This is a genomic window from Leisingera sp. ANG-Vp (assembly GCF_000813725.1).
Lineage (GTDB): Bacteria > Pseudomonadota > Alphaproteobacteria > Rhodobacterales > Rhodobacteraceae > Leisingera.
This window is the reverse complement of record NZ_JWLD01000015.1, coordinates 1-17,733: the sequence shown is the minus strand read 5'-3', so window position 1 is coordinate 17,733 and position 17,733 is coordinate 1. Positions and strand designations below refer to the sequence as shown.

Annotated in this window: 19 protein-coding genes; 12 read left to right on the top strand and 7 right to left on the bottom strand. The window is 63.7% G+C overall.

Translation table 11 applies throughout. The features are described from left to right. Window positions 1–999: an asparaginase gene (locus RA20_RS05905; protein ID WP_039125621.1), complete on the bottom strand. Its 999-nt coding sequence runs from the start codon at window positions 997–999 to the stop codon at window positions 1–3. Window positions 1,000–1,190: 191 nt separating this feature from the next. On the opposite strand from RA20_RS05905, the gene RA20_RS05900 reads away from it, so the two are divergent. From RA20_RS05900 to rlmN, 3 genes are all read left to right on the top strand, one after another. Then, window positions 1,191–1,718, top strand: coding sequence for an invasion associated locus B family protein (locus tag RA20_RS05900; RefSeq protein ID WP_039125618.1), 528 nt, complete (start codon window positions 1,191–1,193; stop codon window positions 1,716–1,718). A 98-nt stretch (window positions 1,719–1,816) separates the two neighbouring features. Then, window positions 1,817–2,227 carry a lysozyme inhibitor LprI family protein gene (locus RA20_RS05895; protein ID WP_052248851.1) on the top strand — a complete coding sequence of 137 codons (411 nt, stop codon included), beginning with the start codon at window positions 1,817–1,819 and terminating at the stop codon, window positions 2,225–2,227. A 121-nt stretch (window positions 2,228–2,348) separates the two neighbouring features. Beyond that, entirely contained in the window at window positions 2,349–3,536 is a 1,188-nt protein-coding gene (rlmN, locus tag RA20_RS05890) for a 23S rRNA (adenine(2503)-C(2))-methyltransferase RlmN (RefSeq protein WP_039125616.1), read from the top strand. A gap of 31 nt (window positions 3,537–3,567) precedes the next feature. On the opposite strand, the gene RA20_RS26300 is transcribed toward rlmN, so the two are convergent. Further along, entirely contained in the window at window positions 3,568–4,809 is a 1,242-nt protein-coding gene (locus RA20_RS26300; RefSeq protein WP_039125614.1) for a M12 family metallopeptidase, read from the bottom strand. A gap of 291 nt (window positions 4,810–5,100) precedes the next feature. Here RA20_RS26300 and RA20_RS05880 point away from each other — a divergent pair, with 291 nt between their 5' ends. Further along, window positions 5,101–5,310, top strand: a complete 210-nt coding sequence (locus RA20_RS05880) for a hypothetical protein (protein ID WP_039125613.1) — start codon at window positions 5,101–5,103, stop codon at window positions 5,308–5,310. Window positions 5,311–5,325: 15 nt separating this feature from the next. On the opposite strand, the gene RA20_RS05875 is transcribed toward RA20_RS05880, so the two are convergent. Continuing rightward, window positions 5,326–6,174 carry an LOG family protein gene (locus tag RA20_RS05875; protein WP_039125710.1) on the bottom strand — a complete coding sequence of 283 codons (849 nt, stop codon included), beginning with the start codon at window positions 6,172–6,174 and terminating at the stop codon, window positions 5,326–5,328. A gap of 147 nt (window positions 6,175–6,321) precedes the next feature. On the opposite strand from RA20_RS05875, the gene RA20_RS05870 reads away from it, so the two are divergent. The 4 genes from RA20_RS05870 (at window position 6,322) to RA20_RS05855 (ending at window position 10,406) form a co-directional block, all read left to right on the top strand. Then, on the top strand, window positions 6,322–7,242 hold the full coding sequence (locus RA20_RS05870; RefSeq protein WP_039125611.1) for a threonine/serine dehydratase: 921 nt from the start codon (window positions 6,322–6,324) through the stop codon (window positions 7,240–7,242). Window positions 7,243–7,291: 49 nt separating this feature from the next. Further along, window positions 7,292–7,891 carry a GntR family transcriptional regulator gene (locus RA20_RS05865; RefSeq protein ID WP_039125609.1) on the top strand — a complete coding sequence of 200 codons (600 nt, stop codon included), beginning with the start codon at window positions 7,292–7,294 and terminating at the stop codon, window positions 7,889–7,891. Between the two features lie 118 nt (window positions 7,892–8,009). Then, the gene (gene dapD / locus RA20_RS05860; protein WP_039125607.1) at window positions 8,010–8,837 is read left to right on the top strand and encodes a 2,3,4,5-tetrahydropyridine-2,6-dicarboxylate N-succinyltransferase; all 828 of its coding nucleotides are present in this window, start codon (window positions 8,010–8,012) and stop codon (window positions 8,835–8,837) included. 201 nt (window positions 8,838–9,038) lie between these two features. Beyond that, window positions 9,039–10,406, top strand: coding sequence for a formimidoylglutamate deiminase (locus RA20_RS05855; protein WP_039125605.1), 1,368 nt, complete (start codon window positions 9,039–9,041; stop codon window positions 10,404–10,406). On the opposite strand, the gene RA20_RS05850 is transcribed toward RA20_RS05855, so the two are convergent. Beyond that, entirely contained in the window at window positions 10,403–10,936 is a 534-nt protein-coding gene (locus RA20_RS05850) for a HutD/Ves family protein (RefSeq protein WP_039125603.1), read from the bottom strand. The genes RA20_RS05855 and RA20_RS05850 overlap by 4 nt on opposite strands. Before the next feature lie 118 nt (window positions 10,937–11,054). Between RA20_RS05850 and RA20_RS05845 the strand changes: the two genes are divergently transcribed. Next, window positions 11,055–11,402, top strand: coding sequence for a hypothetical protein (locus RA20_RS05845; RefSeq protein WP_193748779.1), 348 nt, complete (start codon window positions 11,055–11,057; stop codon window positions 11,400–11,402). A gap of 9 nt (window positions 11,403–11,411) precedes the next feature. Here the strand turns inward: RA20_RS05845 and RA20_RS05840 are convergent, their stop codons facing one another. The 3 genes from RA20_RS05840 to RA20_RS05830 all read right to left on the bottom strand — a co-directional run bounded on the left by RA20_RS05840 (window position 11,412) and on the right by RA20_RS05830 (window position 15,225). Then, entirely contained in the window at window positions 11,412–12,431 is a 1,020-nt protein-coding gene (locus RA20_RS05840; protein ID WP_052248856.1) for a transporter substrate-binding domain-containing protein, read from the bottom strand. Between the two features lie 145 nt (window positions 12,432–12,576). Further along, a complete protein-coding gene (locus RA20_RS05835; RefSeq protein ID WP_039125599.1) occupies window positions 12,577–13,650 on the bottom strand; it encodes a Hint domain-containing protein in 1,074 nt (357 codons plus the stop codon). 3 nt (window positions 13,651–13,653) lie between these two features. Beyond that, a complete protein-coding gene (locus RA20_RS05830; RefSeq protein ID WP_039125597.1) occupies window positions 13,654–15,225 on the bottom strand; it encodes a Hint domain-containing protein in 1,572 nt (523 codons plus the stop codon). 331 nt (window positions 15,226–15,556) lie between these two features. Between RA20_RS05830 and dapE the strand changes: the two genes are divergently transcribed. The 3 genes from dapE to RA20_RS05815 are packed head-to-tail and all read left to right on the top strand — an operon-like array spanning window position 15,557 to window position 17,693. After that, the gene (gene dapE / locus RA20_RS05825) at window positions 15,557–16,702 is read left to right on the top strand and encodes a succinyl-diaminopimelate desuccinylase (RefSeq protein ID WP_039125595.1); all 1,146 of its coding nucleotides are present in this window, start codon (window positions 15,557–15,559) and stop codon (window positions 16,700–16,702) included. Beyond that, on the top strand, window positions 16,699–17,124 hold the full coding sequence (locus RA20_RS05820; RefSeq protein ID WP_039125594.1) for a GNAT family N-acetyltransferase: 426 nt from the start codon (window positions 16,699–16,701) through the stop codon (window positions 17,122–17,124). Before dapE ends, RA20_RS05820 begins: the two co-directional genes overlap by 4 nt. Continuing rightward, complete coding sequence (locus RA20_RS05815; protein WP_039125592.1) at window positions 17,121–17,693, top strand: TIGR04282 family arsenosugar biosynthesis glycosyltransferase; 573 nt, start codon at window positions 17,121–17,123, stop codon at window positions 17,691–17,693. The genes RA20_RS05820 and RA20_RS05815 overlap by 4 nt, the downstream gene beginning before the upstream one ends. The last annotated feature ends 40 nt before the right edge of the window (window positions 17,694–17,733 follow it).

The following is a 17,733-nucleotide window of genomic DNA, read 5'->3' as shown; positions in this document are numbered from 1 at the left end:
TCAAAACAGCAGTTCCGCTGCCGGACGGATTGAACCGCATTCCAGGCCGCGGCGGCTGTAAAGCACCTTGTTCATGTACTTTTTGGTCTCCGGATGGTCTGCCTCCAGAACGCCCAAGCTGACCAGCAGCGCGGCAATCGCGCATTCGCTGGCACGGGTGGTGCCGTCGGTGATCTTCAGCGCAACGCCCAGCTTCTGTTCGGGCAGAATCGCGATGAACACTGCCTCAGCCCCTGTCTTGACCGCCACCTTACCGCCCATGGCGCGCATCAGATTGGTGCAGCAGCGGGTTTCGCCGGCCACCAGTTCGGGATGGGCGGTCATCGCTGCGACCAGCTGCTGTGCAGCCTCGGACGGCCGGTCGGAACGGTCTGAAGCACTGGCGAACCAGGCCATCGACCGGGCCAGGCCAGTGACGGTGGTTGCAAAGTTCGGGGCCGAGCAGCCATCGATGCCGTAGCCGGGGCTGTCCTGGCCGGTGGTTTCCTCAAACGCCGCAAGGCAAGCCTGCTGCACCGGGTGGCTGACGTCGATATATTCCGCGTTTCCGCCCAGATACTGATTCAGGGTCAGGAAGCCCGCGTGCTTGCCCGAGCAGTTGTTGTGCACCTGGCACGGGCTGTTGTCGGTCTTGATCAGCTCGGTGCGGGCCGGGATGTCATCCGGCAGCTGCGGGCCGCAGCGGAAATCGTCATCGCTGAGCCCCAGCTGGCCAAGCCAGCTGTTCACCCGGTCCGTATGGATATGGGCGCCGTTGTGGGAGGCGCAGGCCAGTGCCAGCTGCTCGGAGGTCAGCCCGTAGCGCGCAGCGGCGCCGGAGGTGATCAGCGGCAGCGCCTGGATCATCTTGGCGGAGCTGCGCGGATAGATCACCGCATCCGGATCGCCCCAGCTGCGCACCACCTGGCCGCTGTCGTCGCAGATGACGGCGTGGCCCAGGTGCAGGCTCTCCAGGATCGGGCCGCGCCAGACTTCGGCCATGGGCACAGGTTTCGCCATGATGTCTCCCCTCATGTTTCCGTGCAGTTTTTCTGGGCGAATTCCTGCCAAAACGCACTTTCGCCCGTGGTGCTAGTTACGTTAGTGTGCTTGTGTAGCGCAAGCGAGGGGATCGGGACCAGACAGCGGATGAACGCTGCGGGCCCTTTGCTTGATTTTGAGGTATGAGAACAGTCTTGGAGTCGGGACAAATGGCATTGAAACTCGCCCGCGTGGCTGCGGGCCTGTGTCTGGCAGCATTGGCAACCACTGCATTTGCGCAAGAGACATCGAACAACCGGGTCGCTGCGAATGTGGATTGGAGCGTCTTTGAAGGCGACAACCCGGCGGAATGCTGGGGCGTGTCCGCACCGAAGGAAACCGTGAACACCCGCGACGGCCGGGTGGTGGCGGTGCGCCGCAGCGAGATCCAGCTGTTTGTTACCTTTGGCGGATCGAATGACGCCAAAGGGGCGATCAGCTTTACCGGCGGCTACCCCTTTGCACCGGGCTCAACCGTCAACATGGCCATCGGCGACTCCCAGTTTGAGCTTTTCACTGAAGGCGAATGGGCCTGGCCGGTGGAAGGCGAGGATCTCAAGATCATCACCGCGATGAAGCGCGGCGCCAATGCAGTGATGACTGCGCGCTCGGCCCGCGGAACCCAGACCAAGGATACCTTCTCGCTGCTGGGCTTTACCGCTGCAGTGGAAGACGCGGAAAAGCGCTGCAGCAAGTAAGACTGCCGGCAGCAAACAGACCAAACCCCGGCCTGCGCCGGGGTTTTCTTGTTTGAAAGCCGCAAGCCGCGTAGCATAGACGGCAGGAGGTGCCCGACATGCTGAAACCTGCCCTGCTGAACTCAGCTATTGTCCCGTCCGCTTGCCTGGCAGTTGCGCTGCTGGCCAAGCCCGCGCTTGCCAATCCGGCGCTGGAATGCGGCGAAGGCAGCCAGGAAGAGATCGGATCCTGCGTTGCCGATGACGAAGAAGGCGTGGAAGCGGCGCTGTTCAACGCGCTGGAAGCCGCCATGATTGCCGCTGCTGAACGGGACAACACTAACGGCGGAACAGCAATCGAGGCCGCGCTGATGCAAAGCCAGACCGCCTGGGAGGCGTTCCGGGTTGCGCATTGCGCTTTCGCCGGCGAGGCCCATAACGTGCGTGAAGACGCAGGCATTGCCACGCGGGCCTGCTGGACCACTCTGGGCCGCGCCCGGGTCGAGGAACTGGTGCGGTTTTCCAGGTAAGCGCAATCCAGGCCGCCCCTTGAAATCTGCGCACGCATTTTGCGCACAAGGATTCCTTTTGATCTTTCGCCGAAATCCTATATAGAGCCGCATCCGCCCACCAGCATCCGAGTCTTTAGCCATGACCGCCAGCGCGCCGATCACCCAGGACGTAATGACCCTGCCCCGCAAGGAGCCCGAGGGCGGCAAGATCAATCTTGTCGGTCTGACCCGCGAGCGCATGCGCGAGGTGCTGATCGAACACGGCACGCCGGAGAAACAGGCCAAGATGCGCGTCGGCCAGATCTGGCAGTGGATCTACCAGTGGGGCAAACGCGATTTCGCGGATATGACCAACCTGGCCAAAGCCTACCGCGCGCAGCTGGCCGAAACATTTGAGATCCGCATTCCTGAGGTCGTAAGCAAGCAGGTATCGACCGATGGCACCCGCAAGTACCTGGTGCGGATCAATGGCGGCCATGAGGTCGAGGTGGTCTATATCCCCGAGGATGACCGCGGCACGCTCTGCATCTCCAGCCAGGTCGGCTGCACCCTGACCTGCTCCTTCTGCCACACCGGCACCCAGAAGCTGGTGCGCAACCTGACCCCCGCTGAGATTGTCGGCCAGGTGATGATGGCGCGCGACGACCTGGAGGAATGGCCGGTGCCGGGCGCCCCCAAGGACGAAACCCGCCTGCTCTCGAACATCGTGCTGATGGGCATGGGCGAGCCGCTCTATAACTTTGACAATGTGCGCGACGCGATGAAGATTGCGATGGACCCGGAAGGGATCTCGCTCAGCCGCCGCCGGATCACCCTGTCGACTTCCGGCGTGGTGCCGGAGATTGCCCGCACGGCCGAGGAAATCGGCTGCCTTTTGGCGATTTCCTTCCACGCCACCACCAACGAGACCCGCGACGTGCTGGTGCCGATCAACAAGCGCTGGAACATCGACGAACTGCTGCAGGCGCTGGCGGATTACCCCAAGGCGTCGAACTCCGAGCGGATCACTTTTGAATATGTGATGCTGGACGGGGTGAACGACACCGACGAGGACGCGCACCGGCTGATCGAGCATATCAAGCGCTACAACATCCCGGCCAAGATCAACCTGATCCCGTTCAACGAATGGCCGGGCAGCCCCTACAAGCGGTCCTCGAACAACCGGATCCGGGCCTTCGCCAATATCGTCTACCAGGCGGGTTACGCCTCGCCGATCCGCAAGACCCGCGGCGATGACATCATGGCGGCCTGCGGCCAGCTGAAGTCTGCCACCGAGCGCGCCCGCAAAAGCCGCAAGCAGATTGAGGCCGAAGCCGGGCTCAAGTAACCCGGCTCCGGCCCCGGCGCGCTTGGCCGGCCTAGGTGAAAATGAAATGATCTGCGGTTAGGGCACCGGTGTAACCGGTCAGCTCGACATCATGCTGCCCCTGGAAGCTGATGAAGGTGCTTCCGCCCTGCTGGGAAATTGTCAGGTCGCTGAATTCGTCAATCTGAGTGCCGGAGAACTCAATCTTGTCTTTGCCGGTTCCGAAGTCAGTGATGATCTCGTCTTCCCAGTAGTCCGCGGTCACAAAGACAAAGACATCGCCCTGCTGGCCGCCGCTCAGGATATCCGAACCGTCGCCGCCGGTGAGGCGGTCGCTGCCGAACCCGCCCTTGAGCGTATCCTCACCGCGGCTGCCCCAGATCTTGTCCTTTCCCTTGCCGCCGTGTAGCAGATCGCCATCGTTGCCGGACCCGGAACGGCTGTCCTTGTTCACAGCTCCGATCAGCACGTCATCGCCGGATTGGCCCCAGAGCGTATCCGAGCCATAACCGCCTTTCAGAGTGTCGTTGCCCCAGCCTCCGCGAAGCTTGTCGTCACCCTCGCGCCCGAACACCCGGTCATTGCCGCCGCGGGCGTGGATGTTGGTGTCCTGACCGGTCGCTAGGAGGGTCTCCCACCGGTGGCTGGCGTCAATCACCACCTGCCCGGCTGCCCCAAGCCGGACATCCCAGTCCGCGGTTGCAGAGGCACCGCCATAAATATGCTGCAGCGCCTGCAAGTCCAATGGCCCCAGATCGCTGACGTTGTAACCAGCATAGTTATAAGTCATCACCGTGTTTTCCTGGGTATCCAGATGCTCTGCCAGCACCGGATCACCGCTGTGCGGATGCTTCAGGCCAACGGCGTGGCCAAGCTCATGCAGAATGGTTTCATAGCCGAAACTGCCGGGAGAGATGCTGCTGCCCTGGATCGCCACATCCCCCCGGCTGGTGGCAAAGCTGCTGGCCCAGGGCAGGTTTGCCCAGCCTGCCGCGGTGCCGCCGCTGTAGCCGAACACATTGACCATGGCGCGGCCGCCGGTTTCCACAAAAACAATCCCGGCGGCGTCTTCATACGCCTCAATGGCCTGCCGGAAAACCGTCCGCTGGGCATTGCTGTAGGACCAATAGCTGGTGGCGCCGTAGGGATCGCTGGCGGCGTCGCCCAATTCATCGGTTTCAACGAAACTATAGGTTACCACAGCTGGTGTGCCCGGGCGGCTCAGGCTGTTCCAGCGGCCAAAACTGTTGGAAGTATAATACAAAAGTGCCGTGTAATCGGTAACCACCGCCATAAGAACGCTCCGCCACTATGCCCTGCCGGGAAATGGCCTGCTGGCGAATGCGGCCTGGATAAGACCGCCGCAGGACGGTGCAGGGCCAACTAAAGATTGGTCCTGCCAGTGTGGCAGCTTTTTGCACATTCCGCGATCTTTTCCTGCGGATTTCTGCCGGTCGCCATGGCCAAGCGCGCTGCGCCTGCCGCGGCAGGCGCCTTATTATTTCCCAATTGCGGCTGAAATTTCGCCAATCCTCATGGACAGTTTCCAATTCATGGACAGTCAGAATTTCAGAAGGAACCCGAAATGTCCCAGATGGACTACACCCCCGCCCCAATCGAACCCGCGGTGCTGGACCTGATCCGCAGCGAGCGCAGCAAGGCCTTGAGTGCGCGAGAGTTTAAATTCAGGCTGCGCGGCTACGGATATGCCGTGAAAACCGTGGCCGGCGCCCCGGTTCTCACCCGTTTGACCACCGGCGCCGAAATCGGCCGGCTGCCGCCGGAGTTTGCCTGATCCCGGCGCGCCTCGTCAGCGTTCCCGGCCCGGCAGGCTGTCGCGCGGCGGCGCAGGCTGCCAGTTGTCGATAATCTCCACTGCCTCCTTGGCGGTGTCGACAAAACGGAACAGGTCCAGGTCCTGATCCGAGATGGTGCCGGCATCAGCCAGCGCATCCCAATTGATGATTCTCTCCCAGAAATCCTTGCCGAACAGCAGGAAGGGCACCCGCTCCATGCGGCCGGTTTGGATGAGGGTCAGGCTTTCGAACAGCTCATCCAGCGTGCCGAACCCGCCCGGAAACACGGTGATCGCCCGCGCCCGCATCAGGAAATGCATCTTGCGGATCGCGAAATAGTGGAAATTGAAGCTGAGATCCGGCGTCACATAACCGTTGGGCGCCTGCTCATGCGGCAGCACAATCGAGAGGCCGATGGAATGGCCGCCTGCATCCTCAGCACCGCGGTTGCCCGCCTCCATCACACCCGGGCCGCCGCCGGTCACGATGACATTCTTGCGCCCGCCGCTCTCCTTTGACTTCTCAGTCATCAGCCGGGCAAATTCCCGCGCCTCGTCATAGAAATGCGACAGATCCGCCAATGTCTGGGTCCGTGCCTGATCCTTGTGCTGCGGGTCAGGGATGCGGGCGCCGCCGAACATCACAATCGTGCTTTCGATCCCATGCTCGTTCAGCATCAGCTCCGGCTTCAGCAGCTCCAACTGCAGCCGGACCGGCCGCAGTTCCTCGCGGCAGAGGAACTCCTCATCAGCAAAGGCCAGCCGGTAGGCGGGCGCCTGGGTTTGCGGTGTCACGGGCACATGCTCGGCCCGGTCGCGGTCAGAGTGAGCATCACGGAAACGGCTGTGGCGGTCTTCGGTCATGGAAAATCCCAGCATTAATCAACAGGACTCCCTTTGTAGCCGTCCTGAACCGTTAGCGCCAATCAAGAATGCAGGAACGCACTGTTTGTCTTGCACCCGCCAGTCCCGCGGCTAAGGTTCGCGCTTGTCACACAGGGAGGGCCACAGATGAACTGGCAGGACGAAATCACCGCAGCCGCAGACCGCATCCGCCCTCATGTGCAGCGCACACCCGTGATGCACACGCAGGGTTTCGGGCTGGACTACCCGGTCGCGCTGAAGCTCGAGCACATGCAGCACACCGGCAGCTTCAAGGCCCGCGGCGCCTTCAACACACTCTTGAGCCAGCCGGTGCCAAGCGCCGGGCTGGTGGCCGCCTCGGGCGGCAATCACGGCGCCGCTGCTGCCTTTGCTGCGCATCATCTGGGACACAAGGCGCGGATTTACGTGCCCGAAATGGCCGGCCCCGCCAAGATCTCCCTGATCAAGCGCACCGGCGCCGATCTGCAGGTGGTGCCCGGCGCTTACGCCAATGCGCTGGAACAGGCCCAGGCCTATGAAGCGGAAACCGGCGCCATGCAGGTCCACGCCTATGACGCCCCGGCCACTGTGGCAGGCCAGGGCACCTGTTTTGCCGAATGGCAGGAGCAGGGACTGGAAGCTGACACCCTGCTGATCGCCGTCGGCGGCGGCGGGCTTATTGCCGGCGCGCTGGCCTGGTTCCAGGGGATGAAAAAGATTGTCGCGGTGGAACCTGAAACCTCCCGCGCCTTGCAGGCCGCCCTGCAGGCCAAGGAACCGGTGGATGTCGAGGTCTCAGGCGTTGCTGCCAATGCGCTTGGCGCCAAGCGGATCGGCAATATCTGCTTCGAACTCGCCTCGGCGCAGGGCGCGGCGTCCGTCACTGTACCGGACAGCGCCATCACCCAGGCCCAGGCCGCACTCTGGCGCGAACGGCGGATTCTGGCCGAGCCCGCAGGCGCCACCGCCTTGGCAGCCCTGATGTGCGGCGCTTACCGCCCCGAGCCGGGCGAACGTGTTGCGGTTCTGATCTGCGGCGGCAACATTGCTCCGGACCCCCTCGGGTAATCTTCGATAATCCTTGCAGGGTTAGCGAGGCCCCGCTATCGCCAACCCCATGTCCGCAACCATAGCCGATACCATCTACCAAGCGCTAAGCGAGCGCATCATCACCGGCAGCCTGCCCGCCGGTGAAAAGCTGCGCCAGGACCATATCGCACGCGAGTTCGAAGCCAGCCATGTGCCGGTCCGCGAGGCCCTGCTGCGGCTCGAGGCCCACGGGCTCGCCAAATCCGAACCCCGCCGCGGCACCCGGGTCAGCGCCCTGGACCCGTCCGAGATCCGCGAAGTGATCGAAATGCGGGTTTCGCTGGAGGTGCTGGCCCTGACCCACGCCTTTGCCCGCCTGACAGATGCGGATATCGCGGCCGCAGAAGAAGCCCGGCTCGCCTGCGATGCCGCCGAGGACATGGCAAACTGGGAGCGTCTCAACCGCGCCTTCCACCGGGTGATCCTGTCGCCGTGCGGCATGCCCCGGCTGCTGGCCTCGATCGACGATCTGCACATCGCCGCTGCCCGGCATCTGTTTGCCAACTGGCAGCACCAATGGACCCGCCGGGTGGACAGCGACCACGCCGCACTTGTCCAGGCGATGGCCCGCCGCGACCCGGCAGCAGCCTGCGAAATCCTGCGCCGCCACCTGCGCCGGGTGCGCTGAGACGGCTCAACCCGGCAAAACGCCGTCAGGGGCGGCAATTTGGACGTAATCCGGACATGACCTGCAGGCAGATTGCCGCTATGTAACCCCGAATCTAACCGATGCCGGAGGAACATCCATGTCCAACGCCCAGCTGGAAGCAGCAATCGAAGCCGCCTGGGAGGCGCGCGACACCATCACTCCCGCCACCACCGGCGAACAGCGTGAAGCTATCGAAGACACCCTGAATGCGCTGGACTCCGGGTCCCTGCGCGTCGCCGAAAAGCTGGAGAGCGGCGACTGGCACGTGAACCAATGGGCCAAGAAAGCGGTGCTCCTGGGCTTCCGCATCAAGGACATGGAAATCCACGAAGGCGGCCCCCAGGCCGGCGGCTGGTGGGACAAGGTCGACAGCAAGTTCAACGGCTGGGGCGAAGAGCAGTGGAAATCCGCAGGCTTCCGCGCGGTGCCGAATTGCGTCGTCCGCAAGTCCGCCTATATCGCGCCCGGCGCGGTGCTGATGCCCTCCTTCGTGAACCTCGGCGCCTATGTCGATGAAGGCACCATGGTTGACACCTGGGCCACCGTCGGCTCCTGCGCCCAGATCGGCAAGAACGTGCACCTCTCGGGCGGTGTCGGCATCGGCGGCGTTCTGGAGCCGATGCAGGCCGGCCCCACCATCATCGAGGACAACTGCTTCATCGGCGCCCGGTCCGAAGTGGTCGAAGGCTGCATCGTGCGCGAAGGCTCGGTTCTGGGCATGGGCGTGTTCATCGGCAAGTCGACAAAAATCGTCGACCGCGAGACCGGCGAAGTGATGTACGGCGAAGTGCCGCCCTACTCGGTGGTTGTCGCGGGCTCGATGCCCTCCAAGAACAACATCAGCCTCTACTGCGCCGTGATCGTGAAGCGCGTCGATGAGAAAACCCGCTCCAAGACCGGTATCAACGAGCTGCTGCGCGACTGATCCGCTCCGCATCTCTGAAAACACCGAACGCGCCCCGCCCCGGGCGCGTTTTTCTTTTCCGGAGTCCTCCCGCTTCTTTCTGGTCCCCAATACCCCGGGGTGAGGCCATCAGGCCGAGGGGCAGCGCCCCTCCTCTGTAAAATCCTTGCCGCGCAATAAACCTGCCGCTATTGATATTATACCTACACATAAGAGGGTCAGATGCAGACAATATTCGCCCGGCACGCCCGCCTGCCCCAGGGATGGTCTGAAAACATTCGGCTGACGGTCGAAGACGGCCGGATCACGTCACTGGAAACCGCAGCCCAGCCGCAGGCCGGCGACACCCAAGCAGACGTGCTGCTGCCGTCGCTCGGCAACCTGCACTCCCACAGCTTCCAGCGCGCCATGGCCGGGATGACCGAGTACCGAGCAGCCGGCAAGGACAGCTTCTGGACCTGGCGCGAGCTGATGTACCGCTTCATGGACCGCATCACGCCTGAGCAGTACGAGGCCATCGCCGCGCTGGTGTTCATGGAAATGCTGGAGGCCGGTTACGCCTCGGTGGGCGAGTTCCATTATGTCCACCACCAGCCGGGCGGGGCGCATTTTGACTCGATGACTGAGCTGAGCGAGCGTGTGTTTGCCGCGGCCAGACAGACCGGCATCGGCCTGACCCATCTGCCGGTGCTCTACTCCTATGGCGGAGCAGGAAAGCAGGCCCTGAATGGGGGCCAGCAGCGGTTTGGCAACTCGGTTTCCGAATTCTCTGAACTCGTCACACGTGCCCGGGAGATAGCTGCGCGGGACTTGGCCGAAGACGCCTGTGTCGGCATTGCGCCGCATTCCCTGCGCGCCACCTGCCCCGAGGATCTGGCGGAGGTGCTGCAGATCCAGAACGGGCTGCCGGTGCATATCCACATCTCCGAACAGCCCAAGGAAGTGGCCGATATCAGCGCCTGGCTGGGCGCCCGGCCGGTGGAATGGCTGCTGGGCAACACGCCCGTCGACGGCAAATGGTGCCTGATCCACGCCACCCATATGACCAGCGCGGAGACCATCGGCATGGCCCGCTCCGGCGCCGTGGCCGGCCTCTGCCCGATCACTGAGGCAAACCTGGGTGACGGTCCGTTCAACGGGGTGGAATACCTGGCGCATGACGGCGCATTCGGGGTTGGATCAGACTCTAACGTGCGGATTTCCCTGCCTGAGGAGCTGCGCACACTGGAGTACTCCCAGCGCCTGCGCGACCTGGCCCGCAATGTGCTGGTGCCGGGTGAAGGCTCAGTTGGCGAAACTCTGTACATGGGCGCTGCAAAAGGCGGCGCACAGGCTTTGGGACGCGATGCGGGGCGGATCGAGGAAGGTGCGCTGGCGGATCTGGTGGCAATTGACGGCAGCGTATCGGCCCTGTGCGCGCTGAAGCCGGAACAGATGCTGGACGGGCTGTGCTTTGCGGCAGGCGACGACACCGTGACCGATGTCTGGAGCGCCGGGCGCCACGTGGTGCAGCAGGGCCGCCACATCGCCCGCGACAGCGTGGTTGCAGGTTACAGAACGGCAATCAAAGACCTGCTCAACAGTCTCTAAACAGGCTGGAACCGCAGATGAATGACCGCGCCGCCACCGGAGACTGCTCCGCTGGCGGCGCCTTCCGTTGCATGCCCCTCACCAGGACCGAAACAGCCTTCCTCGTTGAGTTCCAAAGTCCCGGATACGACAAAGAAAACCTGGCTGCCTGCGGCCTCGGGCAGCTCGCCATCCCTCAGAACCCTGGCTTCCGCTAACACAAACTCAGGGTCAAAGATCACGTTGAAGGCCTTGCAGGCTCCGCTGCGCAGGCGGCAGTCCAGAGCCAAGCCGCCGTCAAAGGCAAGCGGTTCCAGAAGACCAGCCTCCAAGCGGGTTTCTGCGTTGGACAGAACGTGCCCCGCCCCCTCCACGATGCAGTGGATACGGGCAAGGCCGGGAAAGGCAGAAAACGCGCCGTCCCGGGTGATATCCGCCAGGCTGAGGCGCCAGACCATCCGGCCGTTCGCTTTGTGCACAGCCAGCTCGCGTGTCACGCCGCCGCCGTTTTTCCAAGGCACCGGCGCGGCGGTGAGAGCGGAGAAGCGCATGGGGGAGACCTCGCAGGCTGAAATAAGCCTAGACATAATAGCGAAGCGCGGGCCCCTGCAAGAGCCGGCCGCAGCAAATGGATTGACCATCCCCCTGCCCCGGCGCTATGGCGGCGGCATGGAAAAGAAGAAACCCTCCCGCCAGCAAGTCTATACCCTGCTTGTCCAGATCGGACGCAAGGACGGGGACGGGCTGCCCGACGGCGCCACCGGTGCTGCGCTGATGATCTATGCCTCCGGCGTGGACGAAGCCGAAGCCGTGCGCGAAACCGTGGCGATCCTCAAGCAGGCCGATACCGCGCCGCTGGATGTGACCGGTTATGGCACCCTGGAAGAGCGCGAAGCGGAAGGCCATGAGATCGGTGACGAGGAACGCGGGCTGATGCAGCGGGCGCTGGACGAGAACGCCGTGATCGTCGCCCAGATGACGCCGTTCTTCGACGGTGAGGAACCCGTCTTTCACTAACCCGGGGCGTCAGTTCTGGCTGCCGAACCATTTTCGGTAGAGGGCATCATAGCTGCCGTCCTCCTGCATCGCCAAAAGCGCCTGGTTCACATCTTCCACCAGCGGAGAGCCCGCCGGAAACACCAGCCCGTAGTTCTCGCGCAGGAACGGCTGGCCAATGGTGTGGCCAAACTGGTGGCCGCCCTGCCGGACATAGAAGTTCAGCACCGGCGCATCAAAGACCACCGCTGACACCTCACCGCGCTCAAACCCCTGCAGCATGTCTTCCAGCCCGGTGTAGGCGGCATAGTCGATTTCGCGCCGGTTCAGGAAGCCTGCGGCGGTGGAGCCTTCGATGGTGCCCACGGATTTGCCGTACAGATCATTGACCGAGTTCACCGAGCCGCTGATCGCCTCGACTGTCATCACTGCAGTGATCTTGGCGACAAAGACCGAGACGATAAACAGCGACGACACCACCAGCACCACGCCGAACATGCGGCCGACCGGCGTGCGCGGAACCCGTTCCTCGAACCCGCCATTCACCACCAGGTTCAGCGCCCACCAGAAGGAAGGAAACCAGGCCTCGTTCAGGGGGCGGTCGAAATAGGGCTGGGCGCGGCGTTCAAACACCCACATCAGCATGCCGCCGCCGAACAGCAGCAGGAAGGCAATGCCGATGGCGGCAGCCAGGTCCCAAGACAGCAAGGCACTCAGCAGCGACGGCTGGCGCACCTCATCTGCCTGAACCATGATCTGCAGCCCGCTTTCGAAGATCGGATGGCTGAAATCCATGACCACTTCGCGCGCCGCGGTGATCGAGATATTGGCCGCCGCCAGATCCGCTTCGCCGCTGCGCACGCCATCGAGCATTTCCGAGAAGCCTGAAACCCGGTTTATCTGGAAGTCCCAGTCCAACCGCTCAGCCAGGATCTTCAGCAGCTCAAGCGAGAAACCGGTATCGCGCCCCTCCTCCACCATCGAGAACGGCGGGCGGGTGACGGTATTGACTGTCAGCACCTGCGCAGAAAGCAATTGGCCCCAAAGCATCAGCAGGGCGGCGATGGTCAGGCGGAAGTACAGCACGGAAACGCTCAGCGGCAGGCCTCGGGGACGGTTTGAAATTCCTTAGGCGGTTCGGCTTTTTCACGCAAGCGTCATTGGCGCGGATGCCGAACAAGCTCCAGCAACTGTGTCAGGCGGTCCGCCGTTCGGCCAGCACTGCGGCATCAAAAGCGCGCAGCACCGGGAATTTCGGCTGCCGGTGCTCAGGCAGCGCGCTTGCTCCCAGAGGGGCCAGCAGGCTGGCCGCCAGCCGCTCGGGGTCGCGGCGCAGGCGGCCCAGGAACAGGCTTTCAGTCATTGCCCCGGCGGCCAGCAGCGGTTCGTGGTCCGGCAGCACCGCCTGGCGGTAGGAGATCAGCGGCGCCCCCGCCGCGCCAGGCAGGGCGGTGCCGGTTCCCAGCAGATTGCCGGCCGGCACCAGAACCGCAGGCTGGCCGAACAGGTATTCGACCTCGGATCCGGACAGCACCAGACGCTGGAACGGCGCCACGTGGATATCCTGCTGCAGCCCAAAGTACGGCGCCCTGAGCCGCACCGGCGCAAAAGCGCCCAGCGCCGGCACCTGGCGTTCCACCACCTGCAGTACCGGCACCGCCTCGCCGCTGCTGGCCAGCACCAGGTCGCCCCGCTGCAGGCTGCTCAGCAGCCGGTAGCCATCGGGTGTGGCAACAGGCGTGGACGGCAGCAGCGCAGGGACAGGGCCAGCGGGCTCAAGGCTGCTGGACAAGGCCAGGTAGTCCACGATCGGCGCCAAATATCCCAACGGCCCGGCCAGCGCCTGCAGGTCGCGCAGCCGCCAGGGTTTCGGCGCCGAGAGTGCGGCAATCTGCATCTGGCTGCCGTCCAGCCGCTCCAGCGTCAGCCGCCCCTGGCGGGCCGGCGCATCCCAGGCATAGATCAGCCGCAGCCCGCCGGTGCGCCCCACGGCGGTCGGGTTCAGGGTCCGGTGCAGCACCGCGCCGTTCTGTTCCAGCACAAAACTCAATCCGCCGCCGGGCACCGCCTGCAAAGCCAGCCGCAGCGGCCAGTCGCCCTCCTGAGAGTAAAGCAGCAGCGGTTCCGGCCGGGCTGTTTCCGGCAGGTGGAACTCCAGCATCAGTGATCCGCGCACCAGCAGGGAATCGCCGTCCGGCAGCCCGGCTGCCACCAGCGCCTGCGGATCGCACCAGCTGTGCCCGCCCCCGGAAACCGCAAACCAGGACATCCGTCAGGCCGCCTCGACTGCCGCCAGCAGCTGGCCTTCATACCCTTTCAGAGACGGCCGTGCCGACGGACTGTACCCGGCGCCCGTCTCCGGATCGAGTTCTGGGAACAGGGTGCAGATCTCCTCCGCCACCGGCCGCTCGAACAGGGTAAGGATCTGCGGGCCGGGCAGGAAGCTTTCGGTCGCCAGCCCTTCGGAATAGACCACCTGATGGCGGTCGAACATCAGATGCACATAGGTCACCTCGCCGCCCGGGCAGCGGGCCACGCTGCGGCCGTTGACCAGATCTTTGGCGGCCACCAGAACTTCTTCCTCGCCAAAAAACAGCTCGGCATGGGCGCCACGCACCAGCACACGGTGCTGCGGCGAGACCAGCAGCTCGCCATGATCGCCAAAGGTTCCTGCGGCAATGCGGACCGGAGCAAAATCCCCCTCGGCCGCAACCGACCGGCCGCCGCTCCAGCACAGCGGCTGGGCGCCATCGTCGCGGGTCTCTACCAGATCACCCGGCATCAGCTCCTCCACCGGCACCTCGCCGTAAGGAGTGCGGATCCTTGTGCCAGCCACAAAACAGGGGATCGAGCTGGCGTTGACGAAACCGACATCGGAGTTGACGCCATTGGTCACCTCGTAGGTGAAGTTGAAGTCTTCGACGTCGCCGTCGCCTACCAGGGTCAGGGTGCCGTCGGCATTCAGCTGCACCTCCTGGCCGGTGTTCAGCGTCACCACCGAGCCGGCGCTTACCACGGTGCCGTTGATATGGGTGATAGTCAGCGAGCCGCCGGAGTTGTTCACATCATTGGCCAGCACATCAATGGTCTTGCTGCTGTCCGGTGCCACAAAGACATTGTCGGTCATCGCCACCAGGTCGGTCTGCACCGAGTCGGCAGCAATCAGCAGGTTACTGTCATAGCTGCTGTCGCTGACGTCAGCGATGCCGATACGGATATCGTTCACCTCGCCCGGATTGACGTTCATCGTCAGGGTCATGGTGATGGTGAACCCGTCCATCTCGGTGTTGAAATCATCGCCGGCGTTGTCGACGTAGAGGTTCTCGTTGATCGAGGAGCTGATGTTGCTGGGGTTGGCCTGGCCGTTGCCGACCTCAAGCAGCACCTGTTCGCCGTTGACCCAGACTGCCACCACGTCCTGATAGACCGAATTCTGGAATTCCGGGAATTCCTCGGAGGAGAAAACGAATTGCATCGTCATCACATCCGAATCGGGGATGAAACTCACATCCAGGTAGGAAGCGTCGAAGGTATTGCTGCCAGCTGCGGCATTGAAATCCGGGTTGTTGCTTTCGCCCGGCGTGTTGGTCGAGGTCTGGGTAGAGCGGTTGGGATCACCGCCGGAGCGGGTGAAATGGCTGGCCCGCCCGGTCGACAGGATCACGCCTGAGTCGCTTGGGGTAACGCCAGGCGCGAGCGCATCGCCGCCTGAATAGATCGCCGACGACTGGCTCCAGCCAGAATAGCTGGCACCGACAACGGTGGCCCCGTCGCCGAAAATAGTCTGCGCCATCTGCACCGCAGAGGCGTTTGTCTGATAATTGAGTTCGGCGCCTGTTGCCATGATCTGCCCACCCCTTGCCTGTCAGAGGCCGGACAAACGAGATGCGCAGGCTTAATGCCTGCTGCTGGATCACAGAAGGGCAGCGGCGTTGCGCTGCCGGGGTCCGGTTGGCCTTTTGCGGCCTGTTATGCTCGTTTGGATGCCCTGCCTCGGGTCATTTATTAACGATGTCTTAACACGGTCCACGGCTGCGAGTCAGCTGCGCCCGCTCTCCGCTGCAAAACCGCTGCTTTTGCGCCACATTTGCGGACTGCGGCCTGCCGCAGCGGTGAATTGCGCCCCGGGCCATTCCGCGCTAGCCATGGCGGACCGGAATTCCAGGAGCCTACCGATGCCGCAGACCGATCCCGCCCGCCTGACTGCCGACCTGATCCGCTGCCCCTCGGTGACACCTGAGGAAGGCGGCGCGCTGGTGCTGCTGGAGAAACTGCTGAGCGAGGCCGGGTTCGACTGCACCCGTACCGACCGCGGCGAGGTTTCCAATCTGTTTGCCCGCTGGGGCGCCAAGGGGCATGCGAAAACTTTCGGCTTCAACGGCCACACCGATGTGGTGCCCTTGGGCGATGAGGCTGCCTGGACCATGCCGCCCTTTGGCGCCGAAGAGAAAGACGGCTTCATGTACGGCCGCGGTGCTACGGATATGAAATCGGGCGTGGCTGCCTTTGCCGCTGCCGCTGTGGATTTCGTCAAAGAAACGCCGCCCGATGGCGCCATCATCCTCACCATCACCGGCGACGAGGAGGGCCCCGCCCTGGACGGCACCACCGCGCTGCTGGACTACATGCAGCGCGAGGGCGAGCAGATGTCGGTTTGCTTAGTGGGCGAGCCCACCTGCCCGAACGAGATGGGCGAGATGATCAAGATCGGCCGCCGCGGCTCGCTCACTGCCTGGTTCACAGTGACCGGCGTGCAGGGCCACTCCGCCTATCCGCACCGCGCCAACAACCCGCTGAACGCGATGGCGCGGCTGATGGACCGGCTGGCCAGCCACGAGCTGGACCAGGGCACCGCGCACTTCGATGCCTCTACCCTGGCGGTGGTCACCATCGACACCGGCAACCCGGCCACCAATGTAATCCCGGCGCAGGCCACCTCGGCCGTCAACATCCGCTTCAACGATTCGCACAGCGGCGCCAGCCTGACCAAGTGGCTGCAGGGCGAAGCGGACAAGATTGCGGCTGAGTTCGGCCTTGAAATCGGTATGGAGGTGAAGATCTCCGGTGAAAGCTTCATCACCCCGCCCGGCGCCCTGTCAGAACTGGTCGCGGCAGCGGTTGCGGCGGAAACAGGCCGCACTCCCGAGCTGTCCACCACCGGCGGCACCTCGGATGCACGGTTTGTGAAGAACCACTGCCCGGTGGTGGAGTTCGGGCTGGTCGGCAAGACCATGCACCAGGTGGACGAACGGGTGGAGGTCGCCCAGATCCACCAGCTGAAGTCAATCTACACCCGCATTCTGCAGGACTATTTCGCATGAGCCTGAGTATCGCTGTCACCCAGGACCTGGAGACCTGCTTTGCCCTGCGCCACCAGGTGTTTGTGGTGGAGCAAGGCGTGCCGGTGGAAGAGGAACAGGATGCGCTGGACGCCTCCGCCACCCACCTGCTGGCGGTTCTGGACTATGCCCCGGTTGGCACCGCACGGATTGTCTTCAAGGACGGCACTGCCAAGATCGGCCGGGTTTGCGTGCTGCAATCCGCCCGCGGCACCGGCCTTGGCGCCAAGCTGATCGAAGCCGCGGTGGAGACCGCCAGGCAGCAGCCGGGCATTGCCAAGGCCAAGCTTGGCGCCCAGCTCCACGCCATTGGCTTTTACGAGAAGCTCGGCTTCACCGCCTTTGGCCCGGTCTATGACGATGCCGGCATCGACCACCGCGACATGGTGCGTGATTTCACGTGAAACGCACCCTGGTGATCATGGTCAAGGAGCCGCGACCGGGCCGGGTCAAAACCCGGCTGGGCAAGGACATCGGCGTGATCCCCGCCACCTGGTGGTTCCGCCATCAATCCGCCCGGCTGATCCGCCGCCTGCAGGACCCCCGCTGGCAGGTCGTGCTGGCAGTGGCGCCGGACAGAGCAGTGGTTTCCAAAGCCTGGCCTTCTCATCTGCCCCGTCTGCCGCAAGGCAACGGCGACCTGGGCGCACGGATGAAACGGATGCTGCAATCCCTGCCTGGTCCGATCTGCCTGATCGGCGCCGATATCCCCGGTATTACCCGGCCCCACATTGCCCGGGCTTTCTCAGCCCTTAGCGATCATGACGCGGTCTTCGGCCCTGCTAATGACGGCGGTTATTGGCTGGTGGGGGCCAAGCATCCCGCCCGGCTGCCCCGCACGCTGTTCGAAAACGTCCGCTGGTCCAGCGAACATGCACTGGCCGACACGCTGCAGACCCTGCCCGGACACCGCATTGCGCTGACCGATACCCTGCGCGACGTCGATACGGCCGCCGACCTGCCCCGCCGCTGAGCCCGCGCTTTTCACCATGACGCCGCCTGCCCGCCGTGAT

Excerpts from the sequence above, each read along its gene's own strand:
- RA20_RS05840 (WP_052248856.1), bottom strand. The coding sequence starts at position 12,431 with ATGCTTTGGGGCCAATTGCTTTCTGCGCAGGTGCTGACAGTCAATACC.
- RA20_RS05855 (WP_039125605.1), top strand. The coding sequence starts at position 9,039 with ATGCAGACAATATTCGCCCGGCACGCCCGCCTGCCCCAGGGATGGTCT.
- RA20_RS05835 (WP_039125599.1), bottom strand. The coding sequence starts at position 13,650 with ATGTCCTGGTTTGCGGTTTCCGGGGGCGGGCACAGCTGGTGCGATCCG.
- rlmN (WP_039125616.1), top strand. The coding sequence starts at position 2,349 with ATGACCGCCAGCGCGCCGATCACCCAGGACGTAATGACCCTGCCCCGC.
- RA20_RS05875 (WP_039125710.1), bottom strand. The coding sequence starts at position 6,174 with ATGACCGAAGACCGCCACAGCCGTTTCCGTGATGCTCACTCTGACCGC.
- RA20_RS05880 (WP_039125613.1), top strand. The coding sequence starts at position 5,101 with ATGTCCCAGATGGACTACACCCCCGCCCCAATCGAACCCGCGGTGCTG.
- RA20_RS05845 (WP_193748779.1), top strand. The coding sequence starts at position 11,055 with ATGGAAAAGAAGAAACCCTCCCGCCAGCAAGTCTATACCCTGCTTGTC.
- RA20_RS26300 (WP_039125614.1), bottom strand. The coding sequence starts at position 4,809 with ATGGCGGTGGTTACCGATTACACGGCACTTTTGTATTATACTTCCAAC.
- RA20_RS05850 (WP_039125603.1), bottom strand. The coding sequence starts at position 10,936 with ATGCGCTTCTCCGCTCTCACCGCCGCGCCGGTGCCTTGGAAAAACGGC.
- RA20_RS05870 (WP_039125611.1), top strand. The coding sequence starts at position 6,322 with ATGAACTGGCAGGACGAAATCACCGCAGCCGCAGACCGCATCCGCCCT.
- RA20_RS05895 (WP_052248851.1), top strand. The coding sequence starts at position 1,817 with ATGCTGAAACCTGCCCTGCTGAACTCAGCTATTGTCCCGTCCGCTTGC.
- RA20_RS05865 (WP_039125609.1), top strand. The coding sequence starts at position 7,292 with ATGTCCGCAACCATAGCCGATACCATCTACCAAGCGCTAAGCGAGCGC.
- RA20_RS05830 (WP_039125597.1), bottom strand. The coding sequence starts at position 15,225 with ATGGCAACAGGCGCCGAACTCAATTATCAGACAAACGCCTCTGCGGTG.
- RA20_RS05905 (WP_039125621.1), bottom strand. The coding sequence starts at position 999 with ATGGCGAAACCTGTGCCCATGGCCGAAGTCTGGCGCGGCCCGATCCTG.
- RA20_RS05900 (WP_039125618.1), top strand. The coding sequence starts at position 1,191 with ATGGCATTGAAACTCGCCCGCGTGGCTGCGGGCCTGTGTCTGGCAGCA.
- RA20_RS05820 (WP_039125594.1), top strand. The coding sequence starts at position 16,699 with ATGAGCCTGAGTATCGCTGTCACCCAGGACCTGGAGACCTGCTTTGCC.
- dapD (WP_039125607.1), top strand. The coding sequence starts at position 8,010 with ATGTCCAACGCCCAGCTGGAAGCAGCAATCGAAGCCGCCTGGGAGGCG.
- dapE (WP_039125595.1), top strand. The coding sequence starts at position 15,557 with ATGCCGCAGACCGATCCCGCCCGCCTGACTGCCGACCTGATCCGCTGC.